Below are 16,404 nucleotides of genomic sequence, written 5' to 3'. Positions count from 1 at the left end.
ATCGAACAACTGATGAAGCCTAAGGGGGATTCCTATGACGCAGAAAAAAATTCAGAAAATACTTGTAGCTAACCGCGGTGAAATTGCCATTCGCGTGTTCCGCGCCTGCACGGAGCTGAACATCAGAACGGTCGCTGTATATTCCAAGGAGGACTCTGGCTCTTTCCACCGTTATAAAGCAGATGAAGCATACATAGTCGGTGAAGGGAAAAAACCGATCGATGCCTATCTTGATATTGAAGGTATTATTGAAATTGCGAAAAACAACGGGGTTGACGCCATCCATCCCGGATACGGATTCCTGTCGGAAAACATTCACTTTGCAAGAAGATGCGAAGAAGAAGGCATTATTTTTATCGGGCCTAAATCCGCACATCTCGATATGTTCGGGGACAAAGTAAAAGCTAGAAAACAGGCCGAACTGGCAGAAATCCCTGTCATTCCAGGCAGCGACGGACCTGTTGCAAGCCTTGAGGATGTAGTTGATTTCGGACGCAAAAACGGATATCCGTTCATTATCAAAGCTTCCCTTGGCGGAGGCGGACGCGGCATGAGGATTGTCAGAAGTGCTTCTGAGGTGAAAGAAAGCTATGAGCGCGCCAAATCTGAAGCGAAGGCTGCATTCGGCAATGACGAAGTGTATGTTGAAAAGCTGATTGAAAATCCAAAGCACATTGAAGTTCAGATTATCGGGGATGACCACGGAAACATCGTGCATCTTTATGAGCGCGACTGTTCGGTTCAGCGCCGTCATCAGAAGGTTGTGGAAGTTGCACCAAGCGTATCTGTAAGCGAAGAACTCAGACGGGAAATTTGCGATGCAGCTGTGAAATTGATGAGCAATGTCAGCTATGTAAATGCAGGAACGGTTGAATTTCTTGTTGCAGGCGGAGAATTCTACTTTATTGAAGTCAATCCCCGCGTACAGGTAGAGCACACGATTACTGAGATGGTGACTGGCATTGACATTGTGCAGACGCAGATTATGGTTGCACAGGGACATGCCCTCCACAGCAGTAAAATCGGCATACCGCAGCAGGATGAGATCAGAGTAACAGGCTATGCCATTCAATCAAGGGTGACGACAGAAGATCCTTTGAACGGCTTTATGCCGGATACAGGAAAAATTATGGCCTACCGCTCAGGCGGCGGATTCGGGGTCAGACTTGATGCCGGCAACGGATTCCAGGGAGCTGTCATTACACCTCACTATGATTCTTTGCTTGTAAAGCTTTCAACACAGGCGCTTACATTCGAACAGGCAGCTGCCAAAATGATCAGAAACTTAAGGGAGTTCCGCATCCGCGGTATTAAAACAAACATTCCGTTCCTCGAGAACGTAATCAGGCATGAAAAGTTTATGTCAGGTGAATACGATACTTCTTTTATCGACTCGACACCGGAGCTGTTTGTTTTTCCGAAGAAAAAAGACCGGGGAACAAAGATGCTTTCCTATATCGGCAATGTGACCGTCAACGGATTTCCCGGCATTGAGAAGAAAAAGAAACCTGTATTTGACAAGCTTCATATTCCGAAAGTCAAATACTCAGAACCGGTCCCTGAGGGAACAAAACAGATTCTTGACAAGCTTGGGCCTGAAGGTCTTGTAAACTGGCTGAAAGAGCAAAACGAAGTGCTGCTGACGGATACAACATTCCGCGACGCCCATCAGTCTCTGCTTGCCACAAGACTGAGAACAAATGACATCAAACATATTGCAGAGCCGACAGCAAGACTTCTTCCTAACTTGTTTTCTCTTGAAATGTGGGGCGGCGCTACATTTGATGTAGCGTACAGATTCTTAAAAGAAGATCCGTGGGACAGACTGCTGACAGTCAGAAAACAAGTCCCGAATGTTTTGCTGCAGATGCTCCTCCGTGCTTCAAATGCTGTTGGGTATAAGAACTATCCTGACAATGTGATCGAAGAATTTGTAGAAAAGTCAGCCTATGCCGGCATTGACGTTTTCCGGATTTTTGACAGCCTGAACTGGGTAGAGGGAATGCGGCCAGCCATTGAAGCGGTAAGAAAATCAAACAAGCTTGCAGAAGCGGCTATTTGCTACACAGGCGACATTCTTGATCCTTCCCGCCGAAAATATGATCTTGCCTACTATACGAACCTTGCGAAAGAACTTGAAGCATCAGGGGCGCATATTCTGGGAATTAAAGATATGGCGGGTCTTCTTAAACCGCAGGCTGCCTATGATCTGATTTCCGCTTTGAAAGAAACAATTGATATCCCTGTTCATCTTCATACACATGATACCAGCGGAAACGGCCTGTTTACATATGCCAAAGCGATTGAAGCAGGTGTTGATGTTGTGGATACAGCGGTGAGTTCGATGGCAGGTCTGACTTCACAGCCGAGCGCCAATTCCCTTTATCATGCTCTGCAGGGAATGGAGCGGCGTCCGAATATTGATATTGAAGCACTGGAAGAGCTTTCGCAGTACTGGGAAGGCGTGCGTCACTATTACCGGGATTTTGAAAGCGGCATGAATGCCCCTCACTCTGAAGTTTACATGCATGAAATGCCCGGCGGACAATACAGCAATCTTCAGCAGCAGGCTAAAGGAGTCGGCCTTGATGACCGCTGGAATGAAGTAAAGGAAATGTACAGACGCGTCAACGATCTTTTTGGAGACTTGGTGAAAGTGACGCCTTCTTCTAAAGTAGTCGGCGATATGGCCCTGTTTATGGTTCAGAACAACCTGACAGAAAATGATATCTTTGAGCGCGGCGAATCGCTTGATTTCCCTGATTCAGTTGTAGAGCTGTTTGAAGGCTATCTCGGCCAGCCGCATGGCGGATTTCCTGAAGAACTGCAAAAAATCATTCTTAAAGGCAGAGATCCAATTTCGGTCAGACCGGGAGAACTGCTTGAGCCGGTTGATTTTCCTGCTTTAAAAGAAGACCTGTTTAAAACGCTTGGCCGTCAGGTGACAAGTTTCGATGCGATTGCCCATGCTCTATACCCTAAAGTCTTCCTTGACTATGCAAAGACGTTTGAACAATTCGGTGATATTTCTGTGCTTGATACACCTACATTCCTTTACGGAATGAGACTTGGCGAAGAGATTGAAGTCGAAATTGAACAGGGTAAAACCTTGATCGTAAAACTAGTATCAATAGGCGAACCTCAGCCGGACGGTACGCGGGTCGTTTATTTTGAACTGAACGGACAGCCGCGTGAAGTCATCATCCGCGATGAAAACGTCAAGGCAACGGTTACCGCCAAAATGAAAGCTGATAAAGGCAACAAGGATCACATTGGTGCGACAATGCCCGGAACAGTGATAAAAGTACTTGTTGAAAAAGGCGAAAAAGTAAGCAAGGGCGATCATCTTCTTCTCACTGAGGCTATGAAAATGGAAACGACCGTTCAGGCTCCATTCTCAGGTACCGTAAAAGAGATTCATGTTGCAAACGGTGAAGCCATTCAGACTGGTGATCTGCTGATTGAAATGACTGAGTAATTCTTACTTATATAAACCGAAAAGGCAAGAGCCCGGTGTGAACCCGGCTCTTGTCTTTTTCTTTGTTAAGGAAATGATAAAGAGCAAAAGGCTGTGGATTACATAACAAAGTTATCCTCGGCAAGCGGAAGCGCCTAAATCCTCTGTCAGAACAAATCCGTCAAAAAAGGCGGGACCCGGACTTTTCCGACGGATTTTTATCTGCCTATCGGAGCGGACTTTGGCGCTTACGCTTTTGTTCTTTACCGAGCCTATCATTTCTTTCATTCGCCGGGGGAAAACAGTACAATCATGAAAGAGGTGATTGTCATGAAGACAGCAGCAGTCTGGTTCAGAAGAGATTTAAGGCTGCAGGATCATACAGCCCTGTCAGAGGCCGTAAAATGGGCAGAAGAACATAACGGAAAGCTGTTTTTGTTTTTTCAGCTGAATCCGGCTTTTCTTGAAAACCCGGCAGACTTCCGCCATCACTATTTTTTTCAGACATTAAAGGCGTTTATGGATCATTGCAGGGAACATAAAATTGCCTTTCATCTGATGTATGGCGAGACAGAAGAAATAATGGAATCATTAATTAAAAAAATACCTGAGATCACCCTGTTTTTATTTAATGAAGATGAAACAGGCTACGGAAAAGAACGCGATGAAAAGGTGAAAAAGGTTCTGAAAGAAAATGAGGTCGAGTACTGGACGTTTCAGGATCATTTCCTTCATGGGGCTCAGGAAGTTAAAAAGCAGGACGGCTCCCTTTACAAAGTATACACGCCTTATTACAAAGCGTGGAGCAAGCTTGAAAAAAAACAGCCTGCCGAAATCGATCTGAAAAAACTAAGTGCCTGCACCGTTTCAAAGCAGGACCTTCCTGGTAATGGGGCTGAAAAGCTTAAGGAGATTATCGGCAGCCTTGAAGAAAGAGAGGACGTCGGGGAAGAAGCTGCTCTTAAAACCCTGCAGGAGTTTACAGACGAAAAATTGGAAGATTACCATAAAAAAAGAGACCTTCCGGCTGAAGTGGGGACAAGCAGACTCTCTAGATATTTAAAAACTGGAAGCATCTCTATCCGCACTGTCTATCACCACATTATGCAGAGTGAGGATCATCTTCAGGATAAGGGAAAAGAAACATTCATCAAGGAGCTTGCCTGGCGGGACTTTTATAATATGGTGTACGTTCAGTTCCCAAACAGCGTGAATGAAGAAGCGGATCAGCGCTACCGGACAATTAAATGGAATACGGATAAAGAGAGGCTGAAAGCGTGGAAAGAAGGAAAAACAGGCTATCCAATCGTTGATGCGGGCATGAGGCAGCTGAATGCAGAAGGATGGATGCATAACCGGCTGAGAATGATCACAGCTTCCTTTTTAACGAAAGATTACCTGCTTGACTGGAGGCTCGGGGAGGCGTATTTTGCAGAAAAACTAGTCGATTATGAGCCCGGATCCAACATTGGAGGATGGCAGTGGGCAGCATCTGTCGGAACAGACCCTGTCCCGTACTTCAGAGTGTTTAATCCGGTCACACAATCAAAAAAGTTTGATCCTGATGGAGAGTATATCAAAAAATACGTGCCCGAGCTTCGGGACGTAGACGCTAAACGGATTCATGAGCCGTGGAAGATGAGCAGAGGGGAACAGAAAGAAGCTGGCTGCATCATCGGAAACGATTATCCGGAACCTACAGTCATACACAGCGAACAGCGGGTAAAAGCAATTGAAATGTTTCAGGGCATATAAAAAAGAGAGGCATAATGCCTCTCTTTTTTATATGGCTTTCTTATCTTCTTTATTCTTCAAAGCCTCACGGTTTATCCGGTTGCGGCTGATCAGCAGAATGAAATAGCTCAGCACTCCGAACAGACAGGAAATAATAAGTGCGTGGGCCAGGGCAACGCCAAGGTTCAGCCCGGTTAATACGACAAGCGCGCCTGATGCGACCTGCATGGAAATAAGGGCAAACGCTATGATCCATCCATAATAGACAGCTTTCTGATGTTTATAGTGCTTAACTGCGGTATAAGCAGCATATGCCACCCAAACAAAAATCAGAGCAGCTGCAAATCTGTGGCCCATCTGAATCCACTCATGCAGAGTTCCAGGCAGCCCGTATGGCCTGTTGCTGCACATCGGCCATTCCGGACATGCGAGGCTTGCCCCCTTATGTCTGACAAATGCACCTGTATAGACCACGATATATGTGTAGCAGATGATGCCGATGCTGTGGAATTTCATCCTTTTATCAATAATAAGGGACTCTGTATCAAACTTTTTGTCTACTTCAAAAATCAGCAGGGTGAGCAGCAGCACTGATGCAAAAGAGATAAGAGAAATACCGAAATGCAGGGCAAGAACGGCATCAGATTGTCCCCATTTTACTGCGGCTGCACCAATAAGCGCCTGAAGAATCAGGAAAAAGAAAGAAAGAGCAGCCAGAAATTTCGTTTCCCTCTTATGTCCGATTTTGATCCAGGAAGTTACAGCCAACAGCAGGACAAGAATGCCCGCAAGTCCGCTGACAACCCTGTGGCTGAGCTCAATGACAAGCTCCGGGGTAATTTCAGACGGAATCAGTTCTCCGTGGCAGAGCGGCCAGGAATCTCCGCATCCTGCGCCGGATTCCGTTTTTGTGACGAGTGCTCCCCCTAAAAGCACAAGAAGCATCACTAGTGTTGTGAGCACACCAATTCCTTTTAATGCTCGATGCAAGATGTTCACCTTCTTATTCGTAGTAATGAGCTTATGAAAACCGGACACTTTAAAGTCCGGCAGGCAACAAATAATGACAATATCTATCTACTGTTTATTATACTGGCAAAACAGAATGAATGAAAAGGAATGATATGGAGAAATCCCAATAGAATCATTTTTTCGCAAAAGATTCCATTATCTATAAAAAATTCCTGACAGGTATGATAGAATGTTAACGTGGTCATAAAGGTGTGCCATTTATTTTTAGAGTATCAGTGAATGAATTGCTTTTCAATGAATTAGCCGGCTCTCCTGTTCTGCTTCACAATTTCGACAAAACTTCTTCATATTTTGTTCACAAAACAAGAACCGATTATGGTTTAATATCAAGAAGGAAGCGATTTTGAAAATATTGCTTAATTTAGTATGATATAGCAAGCTGCACAGCCGGCAGCAGAGTTAAAAGGGGGACTGTCATACGTGCCTGATTCAAGGACCTCGAAAGAAACAGGATTCGGTGAAGTAGTTTATGAATCAACCGTCTTAAAAGACTTTTTGAGCCTTATTAAAATGGGAATCGTCAATTCCAATTTAATCACCGCGTTCACTGGCATCTGGCTTGCGCTGTATTTTAACGGGCTAAGTTTTCTCGGCAATATTGACACAGTTCTGTATGCGCTGTCAGGATCCGCTCTTGTGATTGCAGGATCTTGTGCCATCAACAACTTTTATGACCGTGACATAGACCATATTATGGAGCGGACAAAGACGAGACCGACTGTCACAGGCAGAATGAATCCAGTTCAGGCACTGTGGATTGGTGTTTTATTGCTTGCATTCGGATTTATCATGCTCTCCATGACAACGGCAGCAGCAACGCTTATCGGGTTGATCGGCGTAATTACATACGTCTTTTTATATACAATGTGGACAAAACGCCACTATACGCTGAATACAGTTGTCGGCAGCATCTCCGGTGCCGTTCCTCCTCTCATTGGATGGGCAGCTGTTGATGCAGACCTCAGTGTGACGGCATGGGTATTGTTCTTGATCATGTTTATCTGGCAGCCGCCGCATTTTCTCGCTCTCGCAATGAAGCGGGTTGAGGAATACCGGGCAGCCGGGATACCAATGCTGCCTGTCATTCACGGATTTGCTGTTACAAAAAGGCAAATGATGGTCTGGGTAATCTGTCTATTGCCTTTGCCGTTTTACTTGTTTCAGCTTGGTGCAGCATTCATTATTCTGGCAACTGCCCTGAACCTCGGCTGGCTAGTGCTTGCCGTGTCCGGCATAAAGGCTAAGGATGACCTGAAATGGGCAAAGTGGATGTTTATTTATTCGCTGAACTACTTAACGATCCTTTTTGTGGCGATGGTACTTTTCACGATCAACTAGGTTAGAAATTCTTTCTTTTAGGAATTTACATAGAAGGAATTGACAATTCCTGTGAGCATGCGGGGATTAATTTACTGAAAGAGGGGTTTGATTTAGCTATGGAAAAGAGGCTGACAAAATTTCGTCTCGTTGCCGTATTTGCAATGCTGACACTTGTCCTAGCCGGCTGTGGTGAACCATATCTTTCCGCTCTTCAACCAGCTGGTGAAGTAGCGGATATGCAGTACTCGCTTATGATTTTGAGTACACTCATCATGGTCATTGTAATCGCAGTCGTAACTGTGATCTTCATTTATGTGGTTGTGAAGTTCAGACAGCGCAAAGGTGAGGAAAATAAAATTCCCGAGCAAGTAGAGGGAAGTCATAAACTGGAAATCATTTGGACTGTTATTCCTATTCTTTTACTGCTTGTGCTGGCGGTTCCTGTAGTATCTGCAACATTTGAGCTTGCAGACGTCAAGGCAATGGATAAAAAAGACCGCAAGCCTGAAGATGCAGTCGTTGTAAACGTAAGAGCAAACCTTTACTGGTGGGAATTTGAGTATCCTGACTACGGGATCATCACGAGCCAGGATTTAGTTGTGCCGACAGATGAAAGGGTTTACTTTAACCTGATTGCTTCTGATGTTAAACATTCATTCTGGGTGCCTTCTGCAGGCGGAAAAATGGATACAAACACGGAGAATGTGAATAAATTCTGGCTTAATTTTGACGGTGACCGCGCTGAGCAGGCCGGAGAATACTTCTACGGAAAATGTGCTGAGCTTTGCGGACCTTCACACGCTTTGATGGATTTTAAAGTTGAAACAAAATCCAAGGAAGAGTTTGTTCAGTGGGCTGAAGAAATGAAGAATGCCAAAGCTGTTGCATCTTCTGACCTTGCTAAAGAAGGAGAGAAGCTGTTCCAGGAAAAAAGCTGTATCGGCTGTCACGCTGTCACTCCGGTGGATGAGCGTCCTGAACAGGCAAGAACTGCTCCCAACCTTGCAAGCTTCGGCGAGCGTTCACGAGTTGCAGGAATTCTTCCTCATAATGAAGAGAACATCAGAAACTGGCTGAAAGATCCTGAACAGTACAAACCGGGCAATAAAATGACAAAAACATACCCGGAACTGAATGATCAGGAACTTGATGCTCTTACAGAATACTTAAGCGGCTTGAAGGTAGAAGCCAAATAAGATTGTCTTAGCAGAATAAAAGGGAGGTAACACTGTGAGTACGTTAACTCAGAAAAAAGGGTTCGGCGCAGTTCTCTGGGACTACCTGACAACGGTAGACCATAAGAAAATCGCCATCCTTTACCTGGTTTCCGGCGGCTTCTTCTTCCTCGTGGGAGGTCTGGAAGCGATGCTGATCCGTATTCAGCTCGCTGTACCGGATAATGATTTCATCTCAGCCGGACTATATAATGAAGTTTTAACCATGCATGGAACAACCATGATTTTCCTGGCAGCCATGCCGCTGATTTTTGCATTTATGAATGCGGTGGTTCCTATTCAAATCGGAGCCCGCGATGTTGCATTTCCTTTTTTAAACTCTCTTGGCTTCTGGCTTTTCTTCTTTGGAGGATTGTTCCTGAACATGGGATGGTTTTTAGGAGGAGCTCCTGATGCAGGCTGGACGAACTATGCGTCGCTTGCTCTTAATTCACCTGGACACGGAATCGATTTTTATCTATTAGGTCTCCAGATATCAGGATTTGGAACACTGATTGCCGGGATTAACTTCCTTGCAACCATCATCAATATGCGCGCACCAGGAATGACTTACATGCGCATGCCGCTGTTTACATGGACAACGTTTGTAGCATCTGCACTTATCTTGTTCGCTTTCCCGCCGCTTACAGTCGGCCTTGCTATTATGATGTTTGACCGCATTTTCGGAACAGGGTTCTTCGTTCCTGAACTAGGCGGAAATACAATCATCTGGGAGCATTTATTCTGGATCTTCGGACATCCTGAGGTTTACATCCTGATTCTTCCTGCATTCGGAATTTTCTCTGATGTCCTTCCTCATTTTTCCAAAAAGCGTCTTTTCGGATACTCTTCCATGGTATTCGCAACTGTACTTATCGGCTTTTTAGGATTCATGGTATGGGCGCATCACATGTTTACAACCGGTCTCGGACCGATTGCAAATGCAATTTTCGCGGTTGCCACAATGGCAATTGCTGTTCCTACAGGCATTAAGATCTTCAACTGGATGTTTACAATGTGGGGCGGAAGCATCCGCTTTACCGTTCCGATGATCTGGTCTGTAGCATTCATCCCGACGTTTGTAATGGGCGGAGTAACAGGAATCATGCTTGCTGCTGCTCCTACAGATTATCAGTATCATGACACGTATTTCGTTGTAGCCCATTTCCACTACGTTATTGTAGGCGGAGTTGTCATGGGATTATTTGCAGGCCTTCACTACTGGTGGCCGAAAATGTTTGGAAAAATGCTCGGAGAAAAGCTTGGCGTCGTTACATTTGTCCTGTTCTTTACAGGATTCCATTTAACTTTCTTTATTCAGCATTTCCTTGGACTGATGGGGATGCCGCGCCGTATATTCACATTCCTGCCTGGCCAGGGACTTGAAATGGGTAATTTTATCAGTACAGTCGGTGCATTCCTGATGGCAGCCGGAACAATCGTATTGCTCTGGAACATCATTATTTCATCGATTAAAGGTGAAAAAGCTGCAGGAGATGCATGGGGAGACGGGCGCAACCTTGAGTGGGCCGTTTCATCGCCGGCACCTGAATACAACTTCAAACAAACTCCGCTTGTACGCGGGCTTGATGCACTGTGGGTAGAAAGAATGGAAGGCAATAAAGGAATGACTCCAGCCGAGCCGCTTGGCGATATTCATATGCCTAACGGATCGATTCTTCCTTTGATCATGTCTTTTGGATTGTTCGTTGCTGCATTCGGACTGCTTTATCATTCAGAACACGCATGGGGCGTTCCGGTTATTATTATCGGATTTGCCATTACTCTTGGCTGTATGTTCCTGCGTTCTGTCATTGATGATCACGGTTATCACATCCACAAAGAAGATTTGATGAATGATGATAACGATAAGGGGGTAAAGGCATAATGCATGTTGAGGAAAAATTGACAGCTGAAACGTTCCCTGCCTCACCTGAAAAGGCAACCCTTGAAGGCAAAAATAAGTTTTTGGGTTTCTGGCTGTTCCTGGGCGGAGAGACGGTTCTGTTCGCTTCTTTATTTGCCACGTTCCTGGCACTCAGGGATTCTGACAACGGAGGGGCAACAACCCAGGAGATGTTTGAGCTTCCGCTCGTATTTGGTGCAACAATGCTTCTTTTGACAAGTTCTCTGACGAGTGTATATGCAATGTATCACATGAAGAACTTTCAATTTAAAAAAATGCAGCTATGGATGGGAATCACGGTTCTTTTAGGAGCTGCCTTCCTTGCACTTGAGATTTATGAATTCAATCATTATATTCATGAATTCAAATTCACTATGACAAGCAGTGCACTTGGCTCTGCCTTTTACACGCTTGTCGGAACACATGGTGCCCACGTGGCATTCGGTCTCCTTTGGATTACAACATTGATGGTCCGCAATGCAAAAAGAGGACTGAACTTATACAACGCACCTAAATACTACGTTGCAAGTCTTTACTGGCATTTCATTGACGTTGTATGGGTATTCATCTTCACAGTTGTATACTTAATGGGAATGGTGGGATAAACTGATGGCAAATCAAAACTCAGGAAACCCAAAAGTAGATCTTGCATATCGCCGCAAGAAAAACAAAGAAGATATGAAATATCAGGTCGTAACCTTTGCACTGATGATCTTCCTGACTGTCATTGCTTTTGTTGCGATCGGATATGACGGCATTGCAGAATGGTTTAAGATTCCATTTATCCTTCTTCTTGCTGTCGTACAGGTTATTTTCCAGCTTTACTACTTCATGCACATGAGCCATAAAGGACATGAGGTGCCTGCGCTTTTCCTTTATTCAGGAATCGGCGTTGCGTTTTTAACAGTCCTTGCTTTTGTCACAATCATATGGTGGTAAGTTCTGATCCGGCTGATTTTTCAGCCGGATTATTTTTATGTTTTTCTTTCAGGCAATCCTGGAAGTCCTGTGTCTTTGTCATAGAACGTTCATTGATAGCGCTTCATCTAAGGTGTATAATAGGACAGGGAGTACTAGCAGAAATAGGAGTTGAACTCATTGTTAAATTTAGAAATGTTTGGCTTTAGAGCAATGTGGAGCCCGTACTTTTTTCTGTTTACAGCAAGTATTCTAGTGGTCTATTTCCTTGCAGCAGGGCCGCTTAGAAGCCGTTTTAAAGACAGTGAACCTGTCACGTTCAAACAGAAATCCCTGTTCACGGCGTCTATTCTTCTTCTTTATGCGGTAAAAGGCAGTCCTCTGGATTTAATGGGGCATTTAATGTTCAGTGCACATATGACACAAATGGCCCTCTTATATTTGCTCGTTCCGCCGCTTATGATCTATGGTGTGCCCGTATGGATGTGGAGAGCCATCATTTACAGACCGGTTATTAAACAGACAGTTTCCTTCCTGTCCCGTCCGCTGATTGCCCTTTTTGTATTTAATGGCGTTTTTTCGCTCTATCATATTCCTCTTGTTTTTGATGCGGTGAAAACAGACCATATCCTTCATGCGGCTGTTACCATCTTTATTTTTATTGCCGCAATGCTTATGTGGTGGCCTCTGTTAAATGAGCTTCCTGAATGGAGAGAGCTTGGCGGAATTAAGAAGATCGGCTACATATTTGCAAATGGAATGCTGCTTACACCGGCATGTGCGCTGATTATCTTCGCAGATATATCTTTGTATTCCACCTACACGAATCCAGCTGCCTGGGCGAGTGCTCTTGAACTGTGCGTTCCTGCAAGCATGCTGGCAGGACTTGATCTTACCGGCCCGGAAATGTTTAATACCCTTCCATTAGTGGAAGACCAGCAGCTTGGCGGCATCATGATGAAGATTATTCAGGAATTTGTCTATGGGGGACTGCTCGGGATTATTTTCTTTAAATGGGCCCGAAAAGAAAGAGAGAGAGACGAACTTGAAGAACGCAGCCGTCTTGCTCCTCAGCCGGTAAAATAAGATACGCTCCGGTTTTTCTGCTTATCAATCTATGATTACTATATTAGGAGCTGCCAATATGAACGTACCTCTTTTACCTACTATCAGTACAGCCTTTATCGTTCTCAGCGCTGCAGCCGTTGCTGTTGGATGGTATCTTATCAAACAGCGGAGAATAGAGGCGCATCAGAAGGCGATGATGACGGCCGCTGTTTTTGCGATAATCTTTTTTATTGTCTATGCATCACGGACAATCTTTGTCGGGAACACTGCTTTCGGCGGACCTGATTCTATCAAAATCTACTATACAGTATTTTTGATTTTCCATATCACTCTTGCAACTGTAGGGGCAGTGCTTGGAATCATCATGCTGGTCTCAGGTTTTAAAAACAGGCTCGCAAGGCACAGAAAGCTTGGACCCGGAACAAGCGTCATCTGGTTTTTTACTGCAATCACAGGAGTTGCTGTTTATTTTCTCCTTTATATTCAATACAAAGGCGGAGAAACGACATCTGTGTTTAAAGCGATATTTGGATTTTAAATGAGGAAGCAATAGAATGAAAGATTTCTATTGCTTCTTTTTTATGCTCTGAACATGAAAAAACGGACTGCAGGAAGTATAGGACGCTCATTATGGCCATAAAATGAAAGTATGAGGGAGTTCTTGAAAGGGAGTGTCGGGAAGATGATTGAAATTATAACAGACCGGCTTTTAATTATTCCTTGTTCATTGGATATTGCAAAATCGCTGATTTTCCACAGAAAGGAACTGGAAACCCGGTCCCCGATTGGAATACCCTGTGCCTGGCCTTCTTCTGCTGTAAGAGGGATGCTCCCGCTGTATATTGAAAAGCTCGAGGAAAACGATCAGGAGTACGGATGGGGCCTTTGGCTGATCATTTTATACAATGAAAAAAGAATTATCGGCGATTTGTTTCTTCAGGGAATGCCTGATGACAGCGGGACAGTTGAGCTGTGCTACAACATTCATGAAGCTGCTGATGAAGAAAGTCTGACCTATGAAGCGATTGACGCTGTCATGGAATGGCTGACAAGTGAACGAAAAGTAGCCAGCATTCAGATGGAGTGTCTGGATGAGAACAGCAAATCCATTAAACTGTTTGAAAAGCTCGGTATGATCTGCACGAAAAAAGAAGATGTTTTTTTATCCTGGGAGCTGAAAAAGAAAGCATAGAAGAGAGGTGTTAAGCATAGGAAGAGCCGAAAAAAGAATGGAAGCAGATCTGCCGTTTTTTCAAGGTGCACCCGGGGAAGATTTAATTGTCCGCATTAGAGAGTTAACTTATTCGGGTCATAAGCTTAAAGCCGTTCAAGTAAGCGCATCCCCTTTCTTTAATTGGAGGTCCCGCAAGTTGGACAGGCAAATGAAGGGTCTTTTTGAAGACTGGAGAAATCAGGGATGTCACTTGGTTTTTTTTGATGACGTGCCTCTCTCCTTCAAAAGGAAGTATGGCGTTGAAACTTTAATAGGTGCAAGGGAATGGAGAATGGCAGCGGAATGCCTTTATTTACGGTCATTTAACAGTACCTGTGAAGTATTTGAAGCTGATGGAATCAGCGGTGAATACTTGTCAAAACAGATTGTGAGGAAATTATCCGGGCATCACACCTGTCTAATTTCTTCTTCCGACAACCTCACTGATCATAAGAGTGTGGGACAAAACTCGCTTTTTGCAGCGGTTAACGACAAAGGTGAAGTCATTGGCTATATGAAATGTTTCCTGGCTGATCAAAAGCTTCATATAAAAGAATGGGCTGCAATCAGCCCGAAGGCTAAACCGGCCCTTTGGAACAAAATCAGGACGCTTCAAGTAAATGAAATAGTTTTGACTGCACAAGAGAATGATTCATTTCCATATCAGTTGAAAAATCGGTTTTTATCAAGCCGCCATATTCCAGCTATTATTGGGAAAATTACGAATCTGCCTGATTTTTTAGCTATGTTTCCTTTTGAAAACGAAGGAAGTCCGCTGTATTTACACGTTACGGATTCATCCATGCCTGCAAACAGCGGCACATACTGCATTGAAGGAGGCGCGGGAAGAGCTGTACGTTCTGACGCCAGTAAAATGGGGCTGTATATGGACAGCGGTATTCTCGCTGCGGCATTGTTTAAAAGTCTTAATCCAAGGGTGCTTTTTGAAGCAGGATATATAAAGGGTTCTAAAAATGATATGAGCCTGCTGGAGAAGATTTTGCCGCGTCAAAAGCCCCATTGTTATGTATAAATGGAAAAGCCGGACAAAAATGTCCGGCTTTTCTATCAGATCTTTTTCAATTGTGACGATTGCTTCAAAAAAACAAAAGCTGCAAGAGCTTTTGCTTTTCTGCCATCTGCTTCTGCACTTGCCAGAGACAGTTTAAACGATGCGGCCGATTTCTTCTTTCAGCTGTTTCAGAAGATTTTTGCTTGTGTTTAAAACAGCGTTTGGAAAATCCTCGCCTTCTCCGTATTCAACACCATGAGGATAATAGTGCTTTCCAAGAAGAGGAGTCATGAGTTTAATTACTGCATGTCTTGATCCGATATCACCTTCAGCGGCATAGCCCGGAATGCGCAGGTAGAACGTTTCCCCTTTGTTTTCAAACTTGCGGTCATATGTAACGCGCTCATAATCCCATTGGCCTGCACGGACAATTCCAAGATCATCCATGATTTCATCCAGTCTGTTCAGTTCAATTGTAAGCCCGTCAAGTCCCGTGTTTTCCATTTTCATTATGTATTCCCTCCTAAAAACCTTGTCGCGGCATTTTCATTAGTAAAGCGCTTTAATGAACTCCCCTTCAATCATAGTACGAATGCATCGAACTTTCAATCTTTACCTTTTATTTTACATCTTTATCTTGTTTTTGGACAAACTGGGTGTATTGGAACGGTTCCGTTCACATATCGTTTGTCAGGAGGATAAAAGATGCAAAAAGTGAAAGATATTATGTCTGAAGATATTCAGGTATGCACACCGCTTGATAATGTTTATGAGGCTGCTGTTAAGATGAGGGACTGGGATGTAGGTTCGATTCCCGTAGTCGAAGGGGATAAGCTGATTGGAATGATTACAGACCGTGATTTGGTTATTCGGGGAATAGCTGAAAAACATCCGGGGTCCAACAAGGTGACAAACGTGATGAGTGATCACCTCTGTACAATCGGCCCGGATGCAACAGCGGAAGAAGCTGCAAGGCTCATGGCCGAGCATCAGATCAGACGGCTTCCTGTAGTGGAAAATGGCCGTATGCTGGGGATGGTTTCACTGGGAGACCTGTCACTTAATCATCTGACAGATCAAAGAGCAGGAACGGCGCTCTCAGACATTTCTGAACATGGAAGCCATTTCCACTGAAGATGAAAGGAGCATGCAGCTGCATGCTCCTTTTTAAATATTTAGCACTTTTGAACCTTACGATTTGAAAAAAAACCTGTTTTTTGATTAAATGACGTATAAAAGGATATACTATCTGCCAATCTTGTGAAATACTGTTTACTAGTATATAGATTTTGCTGTTTCATATAATGGCAGAAACGAAAGACCTGGAGGGATGAAAGCTGGGCGGTATATTTAAGACGTTTTTTCTTTTGCTGATTATTGCAGGTTCTTATTTTTTATATATTCAGTATGGAACTCATGAGCAGCCGATCAGACAGCAGGATGAGAGCGAACAGCTCGCCGGGCAGTCTGAAGAGCAGCTGAACGTGCCGGAAGAAGGGGTATTATCCTTCATTGGAAAATCATCAGATG

Annotated in this window: 14 protein-coding genes; 12 read left to right on the top strand and 2 right to left on the bottom strand. The window is 44.2% G+C overall.

Going from position 1 to position 16,404, the window contains the following annotated elements; all coding sequences use genetic code 11:
* The first annotated feature begins 34 nt into the window (after window positions 1–34).
* Window positions 35–3,478 carry a pyruvate carboxylase gene (gene pyc / locus MHB63_00070; GenBank protein MEK3804980.1) on the top strand — a complete coding sequence of 1,148 codons (3,444 nt, stop codon included), beginning with the start codon at window positions 35–37 and terminating at the stop codon, window positions 3,476–3,478.
* A 309-nt stretch (window positions 3,479–3,787) separates the two neighbouring features.
* A complete protein-coding gene (locus MHB63_00065; GenBank protein MEK3804979.1) occupies window positions 3,788–5,212 on the top strand; it encodes a deoxyribodipyrimidine photo-lyase in 1,425 nt (474 codons plus the stop codon).
* Between the two features lie 27 nt (window positions 5,213–5,239).
* Here MHB63_00065 and MHB63_00060 read toward each other — a convergent pair whose 3' ends face one another.
* Window positions 5,240–6,181, bottom strand: coding sequence for a heme A synthase (locus tag MHB63_00060; protein MEK3804978.1), 942 nt, complete (start codon window positions 6,179–6,181; stop codon window positions 5,240–5,242).
* A gap of 462 nt (window positions 6,182–6,643) precedes the next feature.
* Here MHB63_00060 and cyoE point away from each other — a divergent pair, with 462 nt between their 5' ends.
* The 9 genes from cyoE (at window position 6,644) to MHB63_00015 (ending at window position 14,895) form a co-directional block, all read left to right on the top strand.
* Window positions 6,644–7,561, top strand: coding sequence for a heme o synthase (cyoE, locus tag MHB63_00055; protein ID MEK3804977.1), 918 nt, complete (start codon window positions 6,644–6,646; stop codon window positions 7,559–7,561).
* A gap of 98 nt (window positions 7,562–7,659) precedes the next feature.
* A complete protein-coding gene (coxB, locus tag MHB63_00050) occupies window positions 7,660–8,739 on the top strand; it encodes a cytochrome c oxidase subunit II (protein ID MEK3804976.1) in 1,080 nt (359 codons plus the stop codon).
* A 34-nt stretch (window positions 8,740–8,773) separates the two neighbouring features.
* Complete coding sequence (gene ctaD, locus MHB63_00045) at window positions 8,774–10,645, top strand: cytochrome c oxidase subunit I (protein MEK3804975.1); 1,872 nt, start codon at window positions 8,774–8,776, stop codon at window positions 10,643–10,645.
* On the top strand, window positions 10,645–11,268 hold the full coding sequence (gene ctaE / locus MHB63_00040; protein ID MEK3804974.1) for a cytochrome c oxidase subunit III: 624 nt from the start codon (window positions 10,645–10,647) through the stop codon (window positions 11,266–11,268). Before ctaD ends, ctaE begins: the two co-directional genes overlap by 1 nt.
* Window positions 11,269–11,272: 4 nt before the next feature.
* Window positions 11,273–11,602 carry a cytochrome c oxidase subunit IVB gene (gene ctaF / locus MHB63_00035; protein MEK3804973.1) on the top strand — a complete coding sequence of 110 codons (330 nt, stop codon included), beginning with the start codon at window positions 11,273–11,275 and terminating at the stop codon, window positions 11,600–11,602.
* Window positions 11,603–11,761: 159 nt separating this feature from the next.
* The gene (ctaG, locus tag MHB63_00030) at window positions 11,762–12,667 is read left to right on the top strand and encodes a cytochrome c oxidase assembly factor CtaG (GenBank protein MEK3804972.1); all 906 of its coding nucleotides are present in this window, start codon (window positions 11,762–11,764) and stop codon (window positions 12,665–12,667) included.
* Between the two features lie 58 nt (window positions 12,668–12,725).
* The gene (locus MHB63_00025; protein ID MEK3804971.1) at window positions 12,726–13,187 is read left to right on the top strand and encodes a DUF420 domain-containing protein; all 462 of its coding nucleotides are present in this window, start codon (window positions 12,726–12,728) and stop codon (window positions 13,185–13,187) included.
* 144 nt (window positions 13,188–13,331) lie between these two features.
* A complete protein-coding gene (locus MHB63_00020; GenBank protein MEK3804970.1) occupies window positions 13,332–13,841 on the top strand; it encodes a GNAT family N-acetyltransferase in 510 nt (169 codons plus the stop codon).
* 37 nt (window positions 13,842–13,878) lie between these two features.
* Window positions 13,879–14,895: a sterol carrier protein domain-containing protein gene (locus tag MHB63_00015; GenBank protein MEK3804969.1), complete on the top strand. Its 1,017-nt coding sequence runs from the start codon at window positions 13,879–13,881 to the stop codon at window positions 14,893–14,895.
* A gap of 132 nt (window positions 14,896–15,027) precedes the next feature.
* On the opposite strand, the gene MHB63_00010 is transcribed toward MHB63_00015, so the two are convergent.
* Window positions 15,028–15,384 carry a YugN family protein gene (locus MHB63_00010; protein ID MEK3804968.1) on the bottom strand — a complete coding sequence of 119 codons (357 nt, stop codon included), beginning with the start codon at window positions 15,382–15,384 and terminating at the stop codon, window positions 15,028–15,030.
* Between the two features lie 195 nt (window positions 15,385–15,579).
* Here MHB63_00010 and MHB63_00005 point away from each other — a divergent pair, with 195 nt between their 5' ends.
* Window positions 15,580–16,008: a CBS domain-containing protein gene (locus MHB63_00005; GenBank protein MEK3804967.1), complete on the top strand. Its 429-nt coding sequence runs from the start codon at window positions 15,580–15,582 to the stop codon at window positions 16,006–16,008.
* Window positions 16,009–16,404: the final 396 nt, after the last annotated feature.

It is taken from the genome of Bacillus sp. FSL H8-0547, assembly GCA_038002745.1.
Lineage (GTDB): Bacteria > Bacillota > Bacilli > Bacillales > Bacillaceae > Bacillus_P.
The sequence above is the reverse complement of the archived record's forward strand: the minus strand, read 5'-3'. Positions and strand labels throughout refer to the sequence as shown.